The 20697-nt window shown below is 69.7% G+C and carries 13 protein-coding genes; 11 read left to right on the top strand and 2 right to left on the bottom strand.

What is annotated here, in order from left to right; translation table 11 throughout:
* The first annotated feature begins 17 nt into the window (after positions 1–17).
* The 4 genes from FB388_RS33110 (at position 18) to rplL (ending at position 2839) form a co-directional block, all read left to right on the top strand.
* The gene (locus FB388_RS33110) at positions 18–587 is read left to right on the top strand and encodes a hypothetical protein (RefSeq protein ID WP_142106640.1); all 570 of its coding nucleotides are present in this window, start codon (positions 18–20) and stop codon (positions 585–587) included.
* A gap of 71 nt (positions 588–658) precedes the next feature.
* Positions 659–1573 (top strand): hypothetical protein, encoded by a 915-nt coding sequence (locus tag FB388_RS33105; protein ID WP_142106639.1) that lies wholly within the window; start codon positions 659–661, stop codon positions 1571–1573.
* A gap of 276 nt (positions 1574–1849) precedes the next feature.
* A complete protein-coding gene (gene rplJ / locus FB388_RS33100) occupies positions 1850–2410 on the top strand; it encodes a 50S ribosomal protein L10 (protein WP_142106638.1) in 561 nt (186 codons plus the stop codon).
* A 39-nt stretch (positions 2411–2449) separates the two neighbouring features.
* Positions 2450–2839: a 50S ribosomal protein L7/L12 gene (gene rplL / locus FB388_RS33095; RefSeq protein WP_142106637.1), complete on the top strand. Its 390-nt coding sequence runs from the start codon at positions 2450–2452 to the stop codon at positions 2837–2839.
* A gap of 61 nt (positions 2840–2900) precedes the next feature.
* On the opposite strand, the gene FB388_RS33090 is transcribed toward rplL, so the two are convergent.
* Complete coding sequence (locus FB388_RS33090) at positions 2901–4580, bottom strand: long-chain-fatty-acid--CoA ligase (RefSeq protein ID WP_142106636.1); 1680 nt, start codon at positions 4578–4580, stop codon at positions 2901–2903.
* Between the two features lie 600 nt (positions 4581–5180).
* On the opposite strand from FB388_RS33090, the gene rpoB reads away from it, so the two are divergent.
* Together rpoB and FB388_RS33080 are read left to right on the top strand one after the other, a co-directional pair.
* The gene (gene rpoB / locus FB388_RS33085; protein WP_142106635.1) at positions 5181–8699 is read left to right on the top strand and encodes a DNA-directed RNA polymerase subunit beta; all 3519 of its coding nucleotides are present in this window, start codon (positions 5181–5183) and stop codon (positions 8697–8699) included.
* Between the two features lie 38 nt (positions 8700–8737).
* A complete protein-coding gene (locus tag FB388_RS33080; RefSeq protein ID WP_142106634.1) occupies positions 8738–12661 on the top strand; it encodes a DNA-directed RNA polymerase subunit beta' in 3924 nt (1307 codons plus the stop codon).
* 309 nt (positions 12662–12970) lie between these two features.
* Here FB388_RS33080 and FB388_RS41105 read toward each other — a convergent pair whose 3' ends face one another.
* Entirely contained in the window at positions 12971–15370 is a 2400-nt protein-coding gene (locus FB388_RS41105; RefSeq protein WP_142106633.1) for an alpha/beta hydrolase fold domain-containing protein, read from the bottom strand.
* A gap of 422 nt (positions 15371–15792) precedes the next feature.
* On the opposite strand from FB388_RS41105, the gene rpsL reads away from it, so the two are divergent.
* From rpsL to rpsJ, 5 genes are all read left to right on the top strand, one after another.
* Positions 15793–16167 (top strand): 30S ribosomal protein S12, encoded by a 375-nt coding sequence (gene rpsL / locus FB388_RS33070; RefSeq protein ID WP_094926672.1) that lies wholly within the window; start codon positions 15793–15795, stop codon positions 16165–16167.
* Positions 16167–16637: a 30S ribosomal protein S7 gene (rpsG, locus tag FB388_RS33065; protein WP_075952035.1), complete on the top strand. Its 471-nt coding sequence runs from the start codon at positions 16167–16169 to the stop codon at positions 16635–16637. The genes rpsL and rpsG overlap by 1 nt, the downstream gene beginning before the upstream one ends.
* Before the next feature lie 39 nt (positions 16638–16676).
* A complete protein-coding gene (fusA, locus tag FB388_RS33060) occupies positions 16677–18776 on the top strand; it encodes an elongation factor G (protein WP_142106632.1) in 2100 nt (699 codons plus the stop codon).
* Between the two features lie 108 nt (positions 18777–18884).
* Positions 18885–20078 carry an elongation factor Tu gene (gene tuf, locus FB388_RS33055; RefSeq protein ID WP_142106631.1) on the top strand — a complete coding sequence of 398 codons (1194 nt, stop codon included), beginning with the start codon at positions 18885–18887 and terminating at the stop codon, positions 20076–20078.
* A 305-nt stretch (positions 20079–20383) separates the two neighbouring features.
* Positions 20384–20689: a 30S ribosomal protein S10 gene (rpsJ, locus tag FB388_RS33050; protein ID WP_040804197.1), complete on the top strand. Its 306-nt coding sequence runs from the start codon at positions 20384–20386 to the stop codon at positions 20687–20689.
* The last annotated feature ends 8 nt before the right edge of the window (positions 20690–20697 follow it).

The raw sequence follows: 20697 nt of genomic DNA, 5'->3' as shown, positions 1-20697 counted from the left end.
CCCCGACGGAGAGCCGCATGACCGTCCTCGAGAAGCCCCCCACGCAGGACAAGGACACCGAGCCGGCATCGGCGCGGCGCCGCATGCGGATCACGCCCGTCCGCGCGCTCGCCGCGCTGGTGGCGCTCGCCGCCGTCGCCGCGCTGTTCTTCGGCGGCGCGTTGCTGCTCGCGCTGAACGACGAGGGCCTCGAGCTCGCGGCCGAGCGCGAGGCCGTGCTGGTGGACGCCCGGCAGGCCGCGATCAACCTCAACACCCTCGACTACCGGAACGTCGCACCCGGGCTCGACCTCTGGGAGCAGACCTCCACAGGCACGCTGCTCGACGAGTTCCGCGCCAACCGCGCCGAGTACGAGCAGGTCGTCACGCAGGCCAAGCGGGTCACCGTCGCCACCGTGCCGGACGCGGCCGTAGCCGAGCTGGACGTGCGCGCCGGAACCGCCCGCGTGCTGGTGGCCGTCGACGTCGAGGTCCGGCCGGAGGGCCAGAACCCCGTGGTCACCCGCCAGCGGCTCGAGCTGGAGATGACCCGCACCGACCAGGGCTGGAAGGCGAGCCGGGTGGCCCCGGTCCGCACGCCGAGCTGACAGGAGCACCCCGAATGCCGCCTCGTCCGCGTTCCCCCCGCCCCCGACCGACCCCGTCCCGCCGCCCCCGCGTGGCCGGAACGGCACCCACCGCGCCCCGCCCCTCCGAGCGCATCGAGGAGCGGCCGGGCGAGGCCGCCGAGACCACCGAGACCACCGTGGTCGCCGCGCCCGCACCGCCCGACCCGAAGGCGAAGCCGAAGCGCCCGCGTCCGAAGCCCGCGCCCGCGGCGGAGCCCGAGGGCGGGGCGGAGCCCGGCCCCGAGCCCGGAGGACGGACCGAGCGGCTGCCGGTCGTCGCCGCGGAGGATGCCGCCGGGAAGACCGGCGAGGAGGTCGTCGAGGAGCAGGCGAAGCCGGCTGGGAAGCCCCGCCGGAAGCCGGCCCGGTCCGGCGACGACGACCCGGCGGAGCCGACGGCGACCGCCGGCGCGGACGCCGAGGCCCCGGCCGCGGGCGGCCTCGGCGCGTTCGTGCGTCGCCGGGCCGTGCCGCTGCTCTCGGCGGCCGTGGTCCTGCTCGCCACCGTCGCCGTCGTCGCAGGCATGCAGGACGCGCGGCTGCGCGGCACCGCGGCGGCCGAGAACACGGCGCTCGTGGACGTCGGAACCACGGCCGACGTGGCGAGCCAGCTGTCCGATGCGATCGAGACCGTCTACTCGTTCGACTTCGCCCGGCTCGACGAGAACGAGAAGGCCGCCCGCGACGTGATCACGCCGGAGTTCGCCGCCGAGTTCGACCGGCTCTTCGGCGAGGTCAGGGCCCGCGCCCCGCAGCAGCAGGCCGTGGTGTCGGCGACGGTCACCCGCACGGCGGTCAAGGAGATCACCGGCGACCGGGCCGTGCTGATCGCGTTCGTCGACCAGCAGGCCACCCGCGCCGCCCCGGACGCGCAGTCGCAGCAGCTCGCCGCGGCCGGCCGGCTCGCGGTCACGGGCCAGCGCGTCGACGGCCACTGGAAGATCGCCGCCGTCACCCCGCTATGACGACCGGCCACCGTCTCGCGGGGCGGCGGACACCGTCGCGTATGCTGGTCGACGGTTCCACCGAAGACCGCAGGTCTGTGCCCCTCACGGGGCACACGAAGGCCCCGCATCCGCGGGCGGCCCGCGCAGGAGGACGAGGTCATCGCGGGCTGTGCGATCGTGCGCAGCCGTGTCACGCCCCGTGCGCTCCTGCGCCGGGGCGTTCGTCGTTTCCGAGGTCGTCGGTGGGTGCGAACCGCAGTAGATCCACACCGACCACGACGAGAGGAGGCGAGGATGGCCCGACCCGACAAGGTCGCGGCGGTCGAGGAGATCGCCGAGAACTTCCGGGGCGCGTCCGCCTCGGTGGTCACCGAGTACCGCGGCCTGACGATGTCCCAGCTGACGACGCTGCGCCGGTCGCTCGGCGACGGCGCGAGCTACCGCGTCGCCAAGAACACGCTGGTCAAGCGCGCCGCCGAGCACGCGGGCGTCGAGGGCCTCGACGAGCTGCTCGTCGGCCCCACGGCGATCACCTTCATCACGGGCGAGCCCGTCGACGCAGCCAAGGCGCTGCGTGACTTCGCCAGGACCAACCAGGGTCTGGTGATCAAGGGCGGCTTCATGGACGGTCGCGCGCTGACCGTCGCCGAGGTCAACCAGCTCGCCGACCTGGAGTCCCGCGAGGTGCTGCTGGCCAAGCTGGCCGGCGCGATGAAGGGCACCATGGCGAAGGCCGCAGGCCTGTTCGCCGCCCCCGCCTCGCAGGTGGCCCGCCTGGCACAGGCGCTGGCCGACAAGCGTGCCGAGGAGGGTGGCGCGGCTCCGGCCGAGGCCGCCACCGACTCCGAGAGCTGACCACCCCCCACGTACCGCACCACTGGAAGAGGAACCACCATGGCGAAGCTGTCCACCGACGAGCTGCTCGAGGCCTTCAAGGACCTCACCCTGATCGAGCTCTCGGAGTTCGTGAAGAAGTTCGAGGAGACCTTCGACGTCACCGCGGCCGCCCCGGTCGCCGTCGCCGCCGGTCCGGCCGCTGCCGGCCCCGCCGCCGAGGCCCCCGAGGAGAAGGACGAGTTCAACGTCGTCCTCGAGGCAGCCGGTGACAAGAAGATCCAGGTCATCAAGGTCGTCCGCGAGCTCGTCTCGGGCCTGGGCCTCAAGGAGGCCAAGGACCTCGTCGAGAGCGCCCCGAAGCCGATCCTGGAGGGCGTGGCCAAGGACGCGGCCGACGCCGCCAAGGCCAAGCTCGAGGACGCCGGCGCCAAGGTCAGCCTGAGCTGACACCCGGCACCGACCGACGAAGCGGCATCCCCTCCGGGGGGTGCCGCTTCGTGCTTCCTGGTCAGCCGGGCTGCTCGCGCGCGCGCAGCTCGCGGCGCAGCAGCTTGCCCGTCACCGTCTTCGGGATCTCGTCCAGGAACTCGACCTGCCGCGGGTACTTGTAGGCCGCCATCCGCTCCTTGCAGAACGCGATCAGCTCCGCCTCGTCGGCGCTGCGGCCGGGCCGCAGGCTGACGAACGCCTTGACGGTCTCGCCGCGGTAGGGGTCGGGGACGCCGACCACGGCGGCCTCCCGCACGGCCTCGTGCTCGTAGAGCACGTCCTCCACCTCGCGCGGCCACACCTTGAAGCCGCCCGCGTTGATCTGGTCCTTCTTCCGGTCGACGATGTAGAACCAGCCGTCGGCGTCCATGTACCCGACATCGCCGGTGTGCAGGGCCCCGCCCGGGATCGCCCGTTCGGTCTCCTCCGGCTTGTTCCAGTACCCGGGCACCACCTGCGGCCCGGACGTGACGATCTCGCCGATCTCACCGGGCGGCACGTCCTGCCCGTCGTCGCCGACGATCCGCACCACCGTGTTGTAGACGGGCACGCCGACCGAGAGGGCCCCGGACGCCTCGTCCACCGGCGCCCTGGCGTGCGCCGGCACGCCGTGCGACGGCGACGTCGTCTCGGTGAGGCCGTACGCGTTGTGGATGTAGTGGCCGAAGACGTCCTCGAAGGCGGTGACCGTGGACGGTGGGATGGGCGCACCGCCGGACCAGATCTTCGTGAGGGACTCCAGGGCCGCCCGCTCGGCGTTCGGCGCGTTCATCAGCGCGATGAACACCGTGATCGACCCGATCGTGAAGGTCGGGCGCGCCTCCCGGACCACCTCGACGGCCAGGCTCGGCTCGAACCGGTGGAACAGCACGAGCGGCGCCCCGAGCAGCATCGCGATCCCGATGTGCCCGATCAGGCCGGTGATGTGGAACAGCGGGGCGACGCCGAGCACGACGTCGTCCGGGCCGAGCTCGCACAGGTGCCGGTAGGTCTGGCTGTTGAACACGACGTTGCGGTGCGTGTTCATCGCGCCCTTCGGCGGGCCGGTGGTGCCGGAGGTGTAGGTGAGGAACGCCACGTCGTCGGGCGCGAGCTCCACCGGCGGTGGCACCTGCCCGCGGAACCGCTCGACCAGTGCCGCCAGGTCGAGGATCCCGGGAGCCTCCACGCGGCCGGCGCCTGCGCCGAACGCGCGCTTGTCCCCGCGGGCCTGGTGCTCCAGCTCGGACGTGGTGATCACCGTGTGCACGGCGGTGCGCCCGACCACCTCGGCCGCGACGTCGCGGTACAGGCTCTGCAGGCAGACCAGCACCCGTGCGCCCGAGTCGGTGAGCAGCAGCTCGAGCTCGCGCCCGCGGTTCATCGGGTTGACCGCCACCGCGATGCCGCCCGCCTTCCACGCGGAGAGCAGCCCGATCACGAACTGCGGGACGTTCTGCAGGTACAGCGCCACCCGGTCGCCTGCCGCGAACCCGGCGTCGAGCAGGCCGACGGCGAGTGCGTCGGAGAGCTCGTCGAGCTCCCGGTAGGTGATCCGCCCGTCGAAGTAGCGCAGGGCGTCCCCGTCGGGGTTGCGCCGTACGGCGGCGCGGAACATCGCGAGGGCGTCGGGGTGTTCCAGCTCGAGGTCGGGTGGCTGGCCGGGGTCGTAGCGGGCCAGCCACGGCCGCTCGTCGTACGCGCTCGTGGTGTGGGACATCGGCGTCCTCCTCCGGCCTCGCGGCGCTCCCCGGGGGATGCTCGGACCGGCAGGAGGGGGTGTCAAGGCGCGCACCAGCGGCTCCGCCGGACGCTCCGGAGGTGACGGTCATGACACAGCTCGGCGACGTGTGCGTGACACGCGGTGCCCACGCCGGTCGCTCGATGGACGGTCATCCGGTTGTGTCGGCGAGCGGTCGCACGTCCCGGAGCTGCAGGTCTGCACCGTTCGTCCCGCGAAAAGGACCACTTACCGGCGCGTAGAGTCTTGACGGGATGCGTCCGTCAAGTCACTCTTAGGTCTCGATGGTTGTCTCGGCGACCTGTCTCGACAGCGGCTGCATTTGCAGCTAGACTGCCTCTTTGCGCTGCCCTCGTCCAGCTGCGCGCGCGCTCAGAGGAGTCCTCCCGCTCCAGGGTGTCCCTTCCGGGCCCACGTGCGTCTGGCCGATGGCTGTGCCATGACAACAGACGGCGTGCATCACTTCCCGCGCCCGTGTGCCGCTCGGCCCGGACCTCCCGCCCGGGGCGGACGAGCAGACGGTATCGCGTGGAGCCGGTGCCCGCCAGAACGAGAGCGCAGTTCTCGGAAGGACGCATCTTGGCTTCGTCCCGCGCCACCAGCCCCCTCGCGACCACCGCGCCCGCTGCCGTCTCGGCCAACCCGAACTTCCCCGGTGCGCCCACCCGGGTCACCTTCGCGAAGATCCGTGAGCCGCTCGAGGTGCCCGACCTCCTCGACCTGCAGATCCAGTCGTTCCAGTGGCTGGTCGGCGACGAGGCCTGGTTCCAGCGCCGGATCGACGCCGGCGACGAGAACCCGGTCGGCGGTCTCGAGGAGATCCTCACGGAGATCTCCCCGATCGAGGACTTCTCCGGCTCGATGTCCCTGTCGTTCTCCGACCCGCGCTTCGACGAGGTCAAGGCCTCCGAGGAGGAGTGCCGCGACAAGGACATGACGTTCGCGGCCCCGCTGTTCGTCACGGCGGAGTTCACCAACAACACCACCGGCGAGATCAAGAGCCAGACGGTGTTCATGGGTGACTTCCCGGTGATGACGAGCAAGGGCACGTTCATCATCAACGGCACCGAGCGTGTCGTCGTGTCGCAGCTCGTGCGGTCGCCCGGCATCTACTACGACCACACGATCGACAAGACCACCGAGAAGGACGTCTACTCGGTCAAGATCATCCCGAGTCGGGGTGCGTGGCTGGAGTTCGACGTCGACAAGCGCGACACGGTCGGCGTCCGCATCGACCGCAAGCGCCGGCAGCCGGTCACCGTGCTGCTCAAGGCCCTCGGGTGGACCGCCGAGCAGATCCGGGAGCGGTTCGGGTTCTCCGAGACCGTCATCGCCACGCTCGAGAAGGACCACACGGCGGGTCAGGACGAGGCGCTGCTCGACATCTACCGCAAGCTGCGCCCGGGCGAGCCGCCCACCCGCGAGAGCGCCCAGACGCTGCTCGAGAACCTCTTCTTCAAGGACAAGCGCTACGACCTGGCGAAGGTCGGCCGCTACAAGGCCAACAAGAAGCTGGGCCTGTCGATCGACATGTCGGTGGGCACGCTCACCGAGGAGGACATCGCCACCACCATCGAGTACCTCGTCCGGCTGCACGCCGGCGAGACCACGATGGCGGTCGGCGAGGGTGAGAACGCCACCGAGATCCCGGTCGAGGTCGACGACATCGACCACTTCGGCAACCGGCGCATCCGCACGGTCGGCGAGCTGATCCAGAACCAGGTCCGCGTCGGTCTGTCCCGCATGGAGCGCGTCGTCCGCGAGCGCATGACCACGCAGGACGTCGAGGCCATCACGCCGCAGACCCTGATCAACATCCGCCCGGTCGTGGCGGCGATCAAGGAGTTCTTCGGCACCTCGCAGCTCTCGCAGTTCATGGACCAGCACAACCCCCTCGCAGGGCTGACGCACAAGCGGCGGCTCAACGCGCTGGGTCCGGGCGGTCTGTCCCGGGAGCGGGCCGGCATGGAGGTGCGCGACGTGCACCACAGCCACTACGGCCGCATGTGCCCGATCGAGACCCCCGAGGGTCCGAACATCGGCCTGATCGGGTCGCTCTCCACGTACGCGCAGGTCAACCCGTTCGGCTTCATCCAGACGCCGTACCGCAAGGTGGTCAACGGTCAGGTCACCGACCAGATCGACTACCTCACCGCCGACGAGGAGGACCGCTACGTCGTCGCGCAGGCCAACGCGCCGCTCGACGACGACGGGCACTTCCAGGAGGACCGGGTCCTCGTCCGCCGCAAGGGCGGCGAGCTCGACTACATCCCGCCGACGGGCGTCGACTACATCGACGTCTCGCCGCGGCAGATGGTGTCGGTGGCCACCGCGCTGATCCCGTTCCTCGAGCACGACGACGCCAACCGCGCGCTCATGGGTGCCAACATGCAGCGCCAGGCGGTGCCGCTGCTGCGCAGCGAGGCCCCGCTGGTCGGCACGGGCATGGAGCTGCGTGCCGCGGTCGACGCGGGCGACGTGCTCGTGGCCGACAAGCCGGGCGTGGTCGAGGAGCTGTGCGCCGACTACATCACGGTGATGGCCGACGACGGCACGCGCACCACGTACCGGCTGAACAAGTTCCGCCGGTCCAACCAGGGCACGTGCAACAACCAGAAACCGATCGTCGACGAGGGCGACCGCGTCGAGGCCGGCCAGGTCATCGCCGACGGGCCGTGCACCGAGGACGGCGAGATGGCCCTCGGCAAGAACCTGCTCGTGGCGATCATGCCGTGGGAGGGCCACAACTACGAGGACGCGATCATCCTCTCGCAGCGCCTGGTGCAGGACGACGTGCTCACGTCGATCCACATCGAGGAGCACGAGATCGACGCCCGCGACACCAAGCTGGGCGCCGAGGAGATCACCCGGGACATCCCGAACGTCTCCGAGGAGGTTCTCGCCGACCTCGACGAGCGCGGCATCATCCGCATCGGCGCCGAGGTCCAGCCGGGCGACATCCTGGTCGGCAAGGTCACGCCGAAGGGCGAGACCGAGCTGACCCCGGAGGAGCGCCTGCTGCGCGCGATCTTCGGTGAGAAGGCCCGCGAGGTGCGCGACACCTCGCTGAAGGTGCCGCACGGCGAGAACGGCAAGGTCATCGGCATCCGCGTCTTCTCGCGCGACGACGAGGACGAGCTGGCGCCCGGCGTCAACGAGCTGGTCCGCGTCTACGTCGCCCAGAAGCGCAAGATCCAGGACGGCGACAAGCTCGCCGGCCGCCACGGCAACAAGGGCGTCATCGGCAAGATCCTGCCCGCCGAGGACATGCCGTTCCTGCCGGACGGCACGCCGGTCGACATCATCCTCAACACGCACGGCGTGCCGCGTCGTATGAACATCGGCCAGGTCCTGGAGACCCACCTCGGGTGGATCGCCAAGTCGGGCTGGGAGATCGAGGGCAAGCCGGACTGGGCGTCGAAGATGCCCGAGGAGCTCTACTCGGTGCCGCCGGGCACGAGGACCGCAACGCCGGTCTTCGACGGCGCGCGCGAGCACGAGATCACCGGGCTGCTCGGCTCCACCCGGCGCAACCGCGACGGCGAGCGCATGGTCGGCCCCGACGGGAAGGCCACGCTGCTCGACGGCCGTTCCGGCGAGCCGTACCCGTTCCCGGTGGCGGTCGGCTACATGTACATCCTGAAGCTGGCCCACCTCGTGGACGACAAGATCCACGCTCGGTCCACGGGTCCGTACTCGATGATCACGCAGCAGCCGCTGGGCGGTAAGGCCCAGTTCGGTGGCCAGCGGTTCGGCGAGATGGAGTGCTGGGCCATGCAGGCGTACGGCGCCGCCTACACCCTGCAGGAGCTGCTCACCATCAAGTCCGACGACGTGGTGGGCCGCGTGAAGGTGTACGAGGCCATCGTCAAGGGCGAGAACATCCCCGAGCCGGGCATCCCGGAGTCGTTCAAGGTGCTCCTGAAGGAGCTCCAGTCGTTGTGCCTGAACGTCGAGGTGCTCTCCAGCGACGGTGCGGCGATCGAGATGCGCGACACCGACGACGAGGACCTCGAGCGGGCCGCGGCGAACCTGGGCATCAACCTGTCCAGCCGTCCCGGTTCCGACTCGATGACCGTCGACGACGTCGTCAACTGATCCCGCCCAGAGCCGAATAACGAACGAAGGACACGATTTTGCTCGACGTCAACTTCTTCGACGAGCTGCGCATCGGCCTGGCCACCGCTGAGGACATCCGCCAGTGGTCGCACGGCGAGGTCAAGAAGCCGGAGACCATCAACTACCGCACCCTCAAGCCGGAGAAGGACGGGCTCTTCTGCGAGAAGATCTTCGGTCCCACCCGCGACTGGGAGTGCTACTGCGGCAAGTACAAGCGCGTCCGGTTCAAGGGCATCATCTGTGAGCGCTGCGGCGTGGAGGTCACCCGCGCCAAGGTGCGGCGCGAGCGGATGGGCCACATCGAGCTGGCCGCCCCGGTCACGCACATCTGGTACTTCAAGGGCGTCCCGAGCCGGCTGGGCTACCTGCTCGACCTGGCTCCCAAGGACCTCGAGAAGATCATCTACTTCGCCGCGTACGTGATCACCTCGGTGAACACGGAGCTGCGCCACAACGACCTGTCCACGCTCGAGAACGAGATGAGCGTGGAGCGCAAGCGGGTCGAGAACCGGCGTGACGCCGACCTGGAGGCCCGGGCCCAGAAGCTCGAGGCCGACCTGGCCGAGCTGGAGGCGGAGGGCGCCAAGAGCGACGTCCGCCGCAAGGTCAAGGAGGGTGGCGAGCGCGAGATGCGCCAGCTCCGCGACCGCGCCCAGCGCGAGCTGGACCGGCTCGACGAGATCTGGACCACCTTCACCAAGCTCGACGTCCAGCAGCTGATCGCCGACGAGGGGCTCTACCGCGAGCTCTACGACCGCTACGGCGACTACTTCACCGGGGCGATGGGCGCGGAGGCGATCCAGACCCTGCTGCAGAACTTCGACATCCCGGCTGAGGCCGAGAACCTGCGGGAGACCATCCGCAGCGGCAAGGGGCAGAAGAAGCTCCGCGCACTCAAGCGCCTCAAGGTCGTCGCGGCGTTCCAGACCACGGGCAACAGCCCGATGGGCATGGTGCTCGACTGCGTGCCGGTCATCCCGCCGGACCTGCGCCCGATGGTGCAGCTCGACGGTGGCCGCTTCGCCACCTCGGACCTGAACGACCTGTACCGCCGGGTCATCAACCGCAACAACCGCCTCAAGAGGCTGATCGACCTCGGCGCGCCCGAGATCATCGTCAACAACGAGAAGCGGATGCTGCAGGAGGCCGTCGACGCGCTGTTCGACAACGGCCGCCGCGGCCGGCCGGTCACGGGTCCGGGCAACCGCCCGCTCAAGTCGCTGTCCGACCTGCTCAAGGGCAAGCAGGGCCGGTTCCGCCAGAACCTGCTCGGCAAGCGCGTCGACTACTCGGGCCGTTCGGTCATCGTCGTCGGCCCGCAGCTCAAGCTGCACCAGTGCGGCCTGCCCAAGGGCATGGCGCTGGAGCTGTTCAAGCCGTTCGTGATGAAGCGGCTGGTCGACCTCAACCACGCGCAGAACATCAAGTCCGCGAAGCGCATGGTCGAGCGTGGCCGCTCGCAGGTGTGGGACGTGCTCGAGGAGGTCATCTCCGAGCACCCGGTGCTGCTCAACCGCGCACCCACCCTGCACCGCCTCGGTATCCAGGCCTTCGAGCCGCAGCTGGTGGAGGGCAAGGCCATCCAGCTGCACCCGCTGGTCTGCGAGGCGTTCAACGCCGACTTCGACGGTGACCAGATGGCGGTGCACCTGCCGCTGTCCGCCGAGGCGCAGTCCGAGGCCAGGGTGCTGATGCTCTCGAGCAACAACATCCTGTCGCCCGCGTCGGGTCGTCCGCTGGCCATGCCCCGTCTGGACATGGTCACCGGGCTGTTCCACCTCTCCCGGCAGCGCGACGACGCCACCGGTGCGGGCCAGGTGTACTCCTCGCCCGCCGAGGCGATCATGGCCTACGACCGGAAGGCGCTGCACCTGCAGGCCCCGATCAAGATCCGCCTCGTCGGTGTGGTCCCGCCGGCCGACGTCGCCGCCTCGCTCGAGGCCGACGGCTGGCAGCCGGGCGACCCGTGGCTCGCCGACACCACCCTCGGCCGGGTCATGTTCAACGAGCTGCTGCCGTCGGACTACCCGTACGTCAACGAGCCGCTGCCCAAGAAGCGCCAGGCCACGATCATCAACGACCTGGCCGAGCGGTACTCGATGACCGAGGTCGCGCAGGTCCTCGACCGGCTCAAGGAGGCCGGGTTCTACTGGGCCACGCGTTCGGGGGTCACCATGGCGATCTCCGACGTCGTGGTGCCGCCGAACAAGCAGGAGATCCTCGACGGCTACGAGGCCAAGGCCGACCAGATCAACAAGCGCTACCAGCGCGGTGCCCTCTCGCACCAGGAGCGCAACGACGAGATGGTCAAGATCTGGACCCAGGCCACCGAAGAGGTGGCCAAGGCCATGGAGGACAACTTCCCCGAGGACAACCCGATCCCGACGATCGTGAAGTCGGGCGCGGCGGGCAACATGACCCAGGTCCGGCAGCTCGCCGGTATGCGTGGTCTGGTGGCCAACCCGAAGGGCGAGTACATCCCCCGGCCGATCAAGTCCAACTTCCGCGAGGGCCTGTCGGTGGGTGAGTACTTCATCTCCACCCACGGCACCCGCAAGGGTCTGGCCGACACGGCGCTGCGCACCGCCGACTCCGGTTACCTCACCCGGCGTCTGGTGGACGTGTCGCAGGACGTCATCGTCCGCGAGGTCGACTGCGGCACCGAGCGCAGCATCACGATGCCGGTCACCGAGGAGCTGTCGGACGGGCGCCTGATCCCGCACCGCTACCTGCGCACCTCGGTGTACGCCCGGTCGTCCGCCGAGGACGTCACGGGTCCCGACGGGCAGCTCATCGTCCGCCGCGGCGACGACCTCGGCGACCCGGCGCTCGACGCGCTGGTCGCCGCGGGTGTGCGGCAGATCAAGGTGCGCAGCGCCCTGACCTGCACGTCGGGCACCGGTATCTGCGGCATGTGCTATGGCCGCTCGATGGCCACCGGAAAGCTGGTGGACGTCGGCGAGGCCGTCGGCATCGTCGCAGCGCAGTCCATCGGTGAGCCCGGCACGCAGCTGACGATGCGTACGTTCCACCAGGGCGGCGTCGCCGGTGACGACATCACCACCGGTCTTCCCCGCGTCACGGAGCTGTTCGAGGCTCGCGTGCCGAAGGGCAAGGCGCCGATCGCCGACGTCGACGGCCGGATCTCCATCGAGGACGGCGACCGCTTCTGGAAGATCACCCTCACGCCGGACGACGGCAGCGAGGAGATCGTCTACGAGAAGCTGTCGAAGCGGCAGTGGCTGGCGATGACCGTCGTCGACGGCGTCGAGCGGCCGCTCGCCGACGGCGACCACGTGCACGTGGGCCAGCTGCTCCTCGAGGGCACGGCCGACCCGCACGAGGTGCTGCGCGTCATGGGTCCGCGCGAGGTGCAGCTGCACCTGGTGCGTGAGGTGCAGAAGGTGTACCGCACGCAGAGCGTGGACATCCACGACAAGCACATCGAGGTCATCGTTCGGCAGATGCTCCGCCGGGTCACGATCATCGACTCGGGTTCCACGGAGTTCCTGCCGGGTGCACTGGCGGAGCGGTCCGAGTTCGAGGTCGCCAACCGCCAGGCGGTGGCCGAGGGCGGCGAGCCAGCCTCCGGTCGTCCGGTGCTGATGGGGATCACGAAGGCCTCGCTGGCCACGGAGTCGTGGCTGTCCGCGGCTTCGTTCCAGGAGACCACGAAGATCCTCACCGATGCCGCGATCAACGGAAAGCGCGACAAGCTCGTCGGGCTCAAGGAGAACGTGATCATCGGCAAGCTGATCCCGGCGGGCACCGGCATCAACCGGTACCGCAACATCCAGGTCCAGCCCACGGAGGAGGCCCGCGCGGCCGCCTACGCGCTGCCGAGCTACGACGACGGCTACTACAGCCCCGACGTGTTCGGCACGGGCACCGGCGCTGCGGTGCCGCTGGACGACTACGACTTCGGGCGCGACTACCGGTAGGTAGCGCGATCCGGCACGGGGGCGACGGCTCCCGCGCCGGATGCCCGATGCCCATGAACGGGGCCGGACACCTCTCTCCCGTGGAGGTGGCCGGCCCCGTTCGTGCTTTCCCGGGAACGGTGCGCCAAGCCCGCTTCGAAAGCACGCTGAGCGCCCTCGTGAGGGCCAACTCCTGCATCTCGGATCGATCAACAGTGCGCCGGAGGTCGGGTGAGCAGGGCGGCGCACCCCTCCTCCGGTGGCCCACACCGAGTCGGCTGACGCAGACCGTCGACGGGTAGCGCGAGCTGACTTCCGGTGCGTGCGCGGCTAAGCGCCGACCTCGTACTCCGCGACCTCGAAGCGACGGGTGCGCTTCGCGTACTCGCGCATCGTGCCCGGCCAGTTGTTCACCACCCGACCGCCGGCCGTGCGGTACCAGTTGCGGCAGCCGGTCCACACCGTGCGGGCGAGGCGTTGCTGGATCTCCGCGTCGTGGCGCGTGGCGACCTCGGGGCGCACGGTCAGGGTGCGCACCCCGGAACGGAGCAGCTCCAGGGCCTGGCGCACGTATCCGATCTGGCACTCCAGCATGTGCACAATGGAGCCGGAGCCGAGGTTGGTGTTCGGGCCGTAGAGCAGGAACAGGTTGGGGAAGCCGGGCACGGCGATCCCGAGGTGGGCGCTCGCGCCGTCGCGCCACCGCTCCGAGAGCTCCTGGCCGCCCGCGCCGAACACCTTCATCGGGGCCAGGAACTCGGTCGCGGCGAAGCCCGTGCCCAGGATCACCACGTCGGCCGGGTGCTCGGTGCCGTCGGCCGTGCGCACGCCGGTGGCGGTGACCTCGGTGATCCGGTCGGTCACGACGTCCACGTGGGGACGGCGCAACGCGGGGTAGTAGTCCGACGAGATCAGGATGCGTTTGCAGCCGATCGGGTGGTCGGGGGTGATGCGGGCGCGCAGGGTCGGGTCGGGGACCTGACTGCGGCGCAGTGCTGCGGACGCGATCCGCAAGGGCATCGCGGCGGCGCGCACCGAGGTCAGTCCGAGCGCGCCCATTTCGAAGAACGCCGTCCAGACGGCACGGGCAGCTGCGCGGCTGCCCCGCCGCCGGCCCCCGTAGGCCCGGTCGGGCTTCGGGATCACGTGGGGCGCCGAGCGCTGGAACACCGTCAGGGCCGCCACCCGGTCGACGATCGCGGGGACGAACTGGATGGCGCTCGCACCCGTCCCGATCACGGCGACCCGCTTGCCTTCCAGGTCGACGCCGTGGTCCCACTCGGCGGAGTGGAAGACCGGCCCTGTGAAGCGGTCCAGGCCGGGGATCGCCGGGCGGACCGGCCGGGACAGCTGGCCGCACGCGGGCACCAGCACGTCTGTCTCGAGGGACTCGCCGCCTGCGAGCGAGAGCCGCCAGACGGAGCGGGCCTCGTCCCAGCGGGCCTCCGTGACCTCGGTCCGCAGGCGCAGGTGTTCGGTGAGCCCGCGCTCCCGCGTGAGCCGCTCCAGGTAGCGCAGGATGTCGGGCTGCGGGGCGAACCGGCGGCTCCACTCCGTGCCCGGCTCGCCCGCGAACGAGTAGAGGTGCGACGGGACGTCGCAGGCCGCGCCGGGGTACGTGTTGGCCCGCCACACGCCGCCGACCCCTTCGGCGCGGTCGAGGATCGTGAGCTCGCCGGGGTCGGTCCAGCCGGCCGCACGTAGTGCCATGCCCAGGCCGATCCCGCCGAACCCGGCGCCGACCACCGCCACGCGGGGACCGGGCGCATCCCCGCAGTCCCGCCGGATCGCCGCGCCGAGCGCGGCCACCGCCTCGTCCGCCTCGCGCAGCATCCCGGCGAACACCGGGTAGGCGTGCCACAGACCGTCGGCCCGCCGGTAGTCAACGGGTCCGCCGGCTTCGCGGATCCGCGCCACCAGTGCGTCGGAGTCGCCGAGCAGGATCTCGTCGCCGCCCGCGATCACGTGCACCGGCGGCAGGCCGGCGAGGTCGGCCTGGAGCGGCCGGAGCTCTGTGTTCGATCGCCTCCGCTGCGCTCCGTCTCGCAAGCCGGTTCTCCGGGTGCCTCCCCGATCGGAGGGTGCCGGCGCGCTTGCCTCACCCAGGTACCTGGCCACGGCGTCGGCGAGCCAGTCCGGGTCGAGCATCGCGTCGGTGGCGGCGTTGGCCCGGAGCAGGGGTGACCCGAGGTCGAGGTCCAGCCACGGGGAGATCAGCCCGATCGAGCCGGGCAGCTCCTCACCGGCGGCGCGCAGCCGCAGGACGAGCGCCATGACGAGTCCGCCACCGGCGGAATCACCGGCCACCGCGATGCGTTGTGCTGGGTGTCCTGCGTCGCGCAGGGCCTTGTAGGCCGCTTCCACGTCGTCCACGGCGGCGGGGTGGGGGTGCTCCGGAGCCAGCCGGTAGACCGGCAGGTGCACGGGCGCCGCGGCGGCCCTGCTCAGCTGCGCGGCGAGCGCGCGGTGCGAGGTCGGTGATCCGGTCTGGTAGCCGCCGCCGTGCACGTACAGCACCTGGTGCGGCCCGGTGGCCCCTCGTGTCACCACTCGTTCGGTGGGTACCCCGCCGAGCGTGCCGCGGCTGCGCCGGGTGCCGCGCGGAAGGGGCACGACACGACCGGTGGCGTCCAGCAACGGACGCCGCAGGGCAAGTGGCAGGCGAGGGGAGAGCAGTGGACGCACGACGCCGCGGGTGAGCTGCCGGACGACGGAACGGGGCAACCGCATACCGGACGGTAACTTGCGCCGGGCATGGAGGGGAACGCCCTGATCACCTGCGACGAGCGGGGGTCCTAGTGCGGCGAGCGGGCGCGTCCTCTTGCGATGACGGGCTCGGTCAGGCACTCTGCCGGTACCGACAGGCGCTGACCAGGACCCGTTTTGACCCCTCTCCGACGGGGCGGGTAACCTGTTGTCTTGCGCTCGGCCACGGTCGGGCCGATCTGCGTGCCCGGTGGTCGCCGGCCTCGGGGCGCGCGGGCCCTGGTCCCCGTGAGGTCCCCCGATCTCATCGCTCGGTGCCCGGGTAGCAGAACGCCCGACCCGGGGACACGCCCGACCTCGGGGGCCGGGCGGCCCGCACGAGCACCAGAACTACGGCCAGTACGACGAAGCTCCAAGCAACACCGACGGGAAGAAGCAGACGGTTCATGCCCACGATCCAGCAGCTGGTCCGCAAGGGCCGTCAGGACAAGGTCGGCAAGACCAAGACCGCAGCGCTCAAGGGGAGCCCGCAGCGGCGCGGCGTGTGCACCCGCGTGTACACCACCACGCCCAAGAAGCCGAACTCCGCGCTGCGCAAGGTCGCACGCGTGCGGCTCTCCAGTGAGATCGAGGTCACGGCCTACATCCCTGGTGAGGGGCACAACCTCCAGGAGCACTCGATCGTGCTGGTCCGCGGTGGCCGGGTGAAGGACCTGCCGGGCGTCCGCTACAAGATCATCCGCGGCTCGCTCGACACCCAGGGTGTCCGCAACCGCAAGCAGTCCCGGAGCCGCTACGGCGCGAAGAAGGAGAAGAGCTGATGCCGCGCAAGGGAGCTGCGCCGAAGCGCCCGCTGGTCTCGGACCCGGTCTTCGGTTCGCCGCTGGTCACCCAGCTGGTCAACAAGGTCCTCAAGGACGGCAAGCGGTCGCTCGCGGAGCGCATCGTCTACGCCGCCCTGGAGGGCACCCGGGAGAAGACCGGCACCGACCCGGTCGTCACGCTCAAGCGCGCCATGGACAACGTGAAGCCGGCTCTCGAGGTCAAGAGCCGCCGCGTGGGTGGTGCCACCTACCAGGTCCCCGTCGAGGTGCGCGCCGTCCGGCAGACCACCCTCGCCCTGCGCTGGATCGTCTCGTACGCCGGCCAGCGCCGCGAGAAGACGATGGTCGACCGGCTGATGAACGAGCTGCTCGACGCGAGCAACGGTCTGGGCGCCAGCGTCAAGAGGCGCGAGGACATGCACAAGATGGCGGAGTCCAACAAGGCCTTCGCCCACTACCGCTGGTGACGGGCCGATCGTCCGCGCCAATCCGAGGGAGAATCTGAAGTGGCACGGGACGTGCTGACGGACCTGGGCAAGGTCCGCAACATCGGCATCATGGCGCACATCGACGCCGGCAAGACCACCACCACCGAGCGGATCCTGTTCTACACCGGGATCAACTACAAGATCGGTGAGGTCCACGACGGCGCGGCCACCATGGACTGGATGGAGGAGGAGCAGAAGCGCGGCATCACGATCACGTCTGCTGCGACCACCTGCTTCTGGAAAGACCACCAGATCAACCTGATCGACACCCCGGGGCACGTCGACTTCACCGTCGAGGTGGAGCGCAACCTGCGGGTGCTCGACGGGGCCGTGGCCGTGTTCGACGGCAAGGAGGGGGTCGAGCCGCAGTCCGAGCAGGTCTGGCGGCAGGCCACCAAGTACGACGTCCCGCGCATCTGCTTCGTCAACAAGATGGACAAGCTGGGCGCGGACTTCTACTTCACGGTCGGCACCATCCAGGACCGCCTGGCTGCCAAGCCGCTCCCGATCCAGCTGCCCATCGGCTCGGAGAACGACTTCATCGGCGTCATCGACCTGGTCGAGATGCGCGCGCTGACCTGGCGTGGCGAGGTCCAGAAGGGCGAGGACTACACGGTCGAGGAGATCCCGGCCGACCTGCGTGAGCGGGCCGAGGAGTACCGCACGGCGCTCGTCGAGGCCGTCGCCGAGACCGACGACGACCTGATGGAGCTGTACCTCGGTGGCGAGGAGCTCACGGTCGAGCAGATCAAGCACGGCATCCGCAGCATCGTGAAGAACCGCAGCGCCTACCCCGTGCTGTGCGGCTCGGCGTTCAAGAACAAGGGCGTGCAGCCCCTGCTCGACGCCGTGATCGACTACCTGCCGTCGCCGATCGAGCTGCCGCCGGTCGAGGGCACGCTGCAGGACGGGGAGACCCCCGCCTTCCGCAAGCCCGAGAAGGAGGAGCCGTTCTCGGCGCTCGCCTTCAAGATCGCCGCGCACCCGTTCTTCGGCAAGCTGACCTACATCCGGGTCTACTCGGGTCGGGTCGCCGCTGGTTCCCAGGTCATCAACTCGACCAAGGACCGCAAGGAGCGCATCGGGAAGATCTTCCAGATGCACGCCAACAAGGAGAACCCGGTCGACGAGGCCCTTGTCGGTCACATCTACGCGGTCATCGGGCTGAAGGACACCACCACCGGCGACACGCTGAGCGACGCGCAGGCGCCGATCGTGCTGGAGTCGATGACCTTCCCCGACCCGGTCATCCAGGTCGCGGTCGAGCCGAAGACCAAGGCCGACCAGGAGAAGCTCTCCACGGCGATCCAGAAGCTGGCCGAGGAGGACCCGACGTTCCAGGTCTCCCTGGACGACGAGACCGGCCAGACCATCCTCGCCGGCATGGGTGAGCTGCACCTCGAGGTGCTGGTCAACCGCATGAAGAGCGAGTTCAAGGTCGAGGCCAACATCGGCAAGCCGCAGGTGGCCTACCGCGAGACGATCCGTCGGACGGTCGACAAGTACGAGTACACGCACAAGAAGCAGACCGGTGGCTCGGGGCAGTTCGCCCGCGTCATCATCAAGCTCGAGCCGCTCGACACGGCCGACGGTGCGCTGTACGAGTTCGACAACAAGGTCACCGGTGGCCGGATCCCGCGGGAGTACATCCCGTCCGTGGACGCCGGTGCGCAGGACGCCATGCAGTACGGCGTGCTGGCCGGCTACCCGCTGACCGGCATCAAGCTGACGCTGCTCGACGGCCAGTACCACGAGGTCGACTCCTCCGAGATGGCGTTCAAGGTTGCCGGCTCGATGGCCCTCAAGGAGGCTGCGCGCAAGGCCGATCCGGCCCTGCTCGAGCCGATGATGGCCGTCGAGGTCACCACGCCCGAGGACTACATGGGCGATGTGATCGGCGACCTCAACTCCCGCCGTGGCCAGATCCAGGCCATGGAGGAGCGGGCCGGTGCGCGCATCGTCAAGGCGCTCGTGCCGCTCTCGGAGATGTTCGGCTACGTCGGCGACCTGCGGTCGCGGACCCAGGGCCGGGCGAACTACACCATGGTCTTCGACTCCTACGCGGAGGTCCCGACCAACGTGGCCAAGGAGATCATCGCCAAGGCCACGGGCGAGTAAATGGGGTGTGCCGCGGGCCGGTAAGGTCCGCGGCTCATTCCGAGCACCACCCCAAGACCTGCCGTCAGCACGGCGGACAAGAAGAAACCAGTCCAGGAGGACCCTGCAGTGGCGAAGGCGAAGTTCGAGCGGACCAAGCCGCACGTCAACATCGGCACGATCGGTCACATCGACCACGGCAAGACCACGCTGACGGCGGCCATCACCAAGGTTCTGCACGACAAGTACCCGAACCTCAACGAGGCGTCGGCGTTCGACCAGATCGACAAGGCTCCCGAGGAGCGTCAGCGCGGTATCACCATCTCGATCGCGCACGTCGAGTACCAGACCGAGAAGCGGCACTACGCGCACGTCGACTGCCCCGGTCACGCCGACTACATCAAGAACATGATCACCGGTGCCGCCCAGATGGACGGCGCGATCCTGGTGGTCGCCGCCACCGACGGCCCGATGCCCCAGACGCGTGAGCACGTGCTGCTCGCCCGCCAGGTCGGCGTGCCGTACATCGTGGTGGCGCTGAACAAGGCCGACATGGTCGACGACGAGGAGATCCTCGAGCTCGTCGAGCTGGAGGTCCGGGAGCTGCTGTCCACGCAGGAGTACCCGGGCGACGACCTGCCCATCGTCCGCGTCTCGGCGCTCAAGGCGCTCGAGGGCGACAAGGAGTGGGGCGACAAGCTGCTCGAGCTCATGGACGCGGTCGACGAGTCGATCCCGCAGCCGGAGCGCGACACCGACAAGCCGTTCCTCATGCCCGTCGAGGACGTCTTCACGATCACGGGCCGCGGCACCGTGGTCACCGGCCGCATCGAGCGCGGCATCGTCAAGGTGAACGAGACCGTCGAGATCGTGGGTATCCGCGAGAAGTCGACCTCGACCACCGTCACCGGTGTCGAGATGTTCCGCAAGATCCTCGACGAGGGTCGTGCGGGCGAGAACGTCGGTCTGCTGCTGCGCGGTGTCAAGCGCGAGGACGTCGAGCGCGGCCAGGTCGTCTGCAAGCCGGGTTCGATCACCCCGCACACCGAGTTCGAGGGCCAGGTCTACATCCTGTCCAAGGACGAGGGTGGCCGTCACACGCCGTTCTTCAACAACTACCGTCCGCAGTTCTACTTCCGGACCACGGACGTGACGGGCGTCGTGACGCTGCCTTCGGGCACCGAGATGGTCATGCCCGGCGACAACACCTCGATGAGCGTTCAGCTGATCCAGCCGATCGCCATGGAGGAGGGCCTGCAGTTCGCCATCCGCGAGGGTGGTCGGACCGTCGGCGCCGGCCAGGTCACCAAGATCAACAAGTAGCACCCCCCGGTCGAGGGCGCCACACACCCGTGTGGCATCCTTGACGGGTTGCGCGTAGGGCTGCGGCGCGCCCGGACCTCGTCCCCGGACTGAAGTTCGAGTGCGCCGCAGTCACGCCCAGCCCCTGAGCCAGAGCCACCCCCCAGGGGGACGCCGATCGCCCGGGGACCGGTATGAGGTCAGGCCGCGACACGCCCGACCTCGTGGACCGGACAAGCCACGAGTGAGACCGCACAGGGCTCCTTGGGGCGCCACCCCGGAAATGCGTACGACAAGCGGCAGGAAGAGAAGGACGACCGACGACCATGGCGGGACAAAAGATCCGCATCAGGCTCAAGGCCTATGACCACGAGGCCATCGACGCCTCCGCGCGCAAGATCGTCGAGACGGTCACGCGCACGGGCGCTCGGGTCGTCGGGCCAGTGCCTCTGCCGACGGAGAAGAACATCTACTGCGTCATCCGTTCGCCGCACAAGTACAAGGACTCGCGCGAGCACTTCGAGATGCGCACGCACAAGCGGCTGATCGACATCCTCGACCCGACGCCGAAGACGGTCGACGCGCTCATGCGCATCGACCTTCCGGCCAGCGTCGACGTCAACATCCAGTAGGGCTTGGA

This window comes from Pseudonocardia cypriaca (assembly GCF_006717045.1).
In the GTDB taxonomy this organism is placed as follows: Bacteria; Actinomycetota; Actinomycetes; order Mycobacteriales; family Pseudonocardiaceae; genus Pseudonocardia; species Pseudonocardia cypriaca.
The sequence above is the reverse complement of the archived record's forward strand: the minus strand, read 5'-3'. Positions and strand labels throughout refer to the sequence as shown.

Excerpts from the sequence above, each read along its gene's own strand:
- rpsG (WP_075952035.1), top strand. The coding sequence starts at position 16,167 with ATGCCGCGCAAGGGAGCTGCGCCGAAGCGCCCGCTGGTCTCGGACCCG.
- rpsJ (WP_040804197.1), top strand. The coding sequence starts at position 20,384 with ATGGCGGGACAAAAGATCCGCATCAGGCTCAAGGCCTATGACCACGAG.
- rplJ (WP_142106638.1), top strand. The coding sequence starts at position 1,850 with ATGGCCCGACCCGACAAGGTCGCGGCGGTCGAGGAGATCGCCGAGAAC.
- FB388_RS33090 (WP_142106636.1), bottom strand. The coding sequence starts at position 4,580 with ATGTCCCACACCACGAGCGCGTACGACGAGCGGCCGTGGCTGGCCCGC.
- FB388_RS41105 (WP_142106633.1), bottom strand. The coding sequence starts at position 15,370 with ATGCGGTTGCCCCGTTCCGTCGTCCGGCAGCTCACCCGCGGCGTCGTG.
- FB388_RS33110 (WP_142106640.1), top strand. The coding sequence starts at position 18 with ATGACCGTCCTCGAGAAGCCCCCCACGCAGGACAAGGACACCGAGCCG.
- rplL (WP_142106637.1), top strand. The coding sequence starts at position 2,450 with ATGGCGAAGCTGTCCACCGACGAGCTGCTCGAGGCCTTCAAGGACCTC.
- rpsL (WP_094926672.1), top strand. The coding sequence starts at position 15,793 with ATGCCCACGATCCAGCAGCTGGTCCGCAAGGGCCGTCAGGACAAGGTC.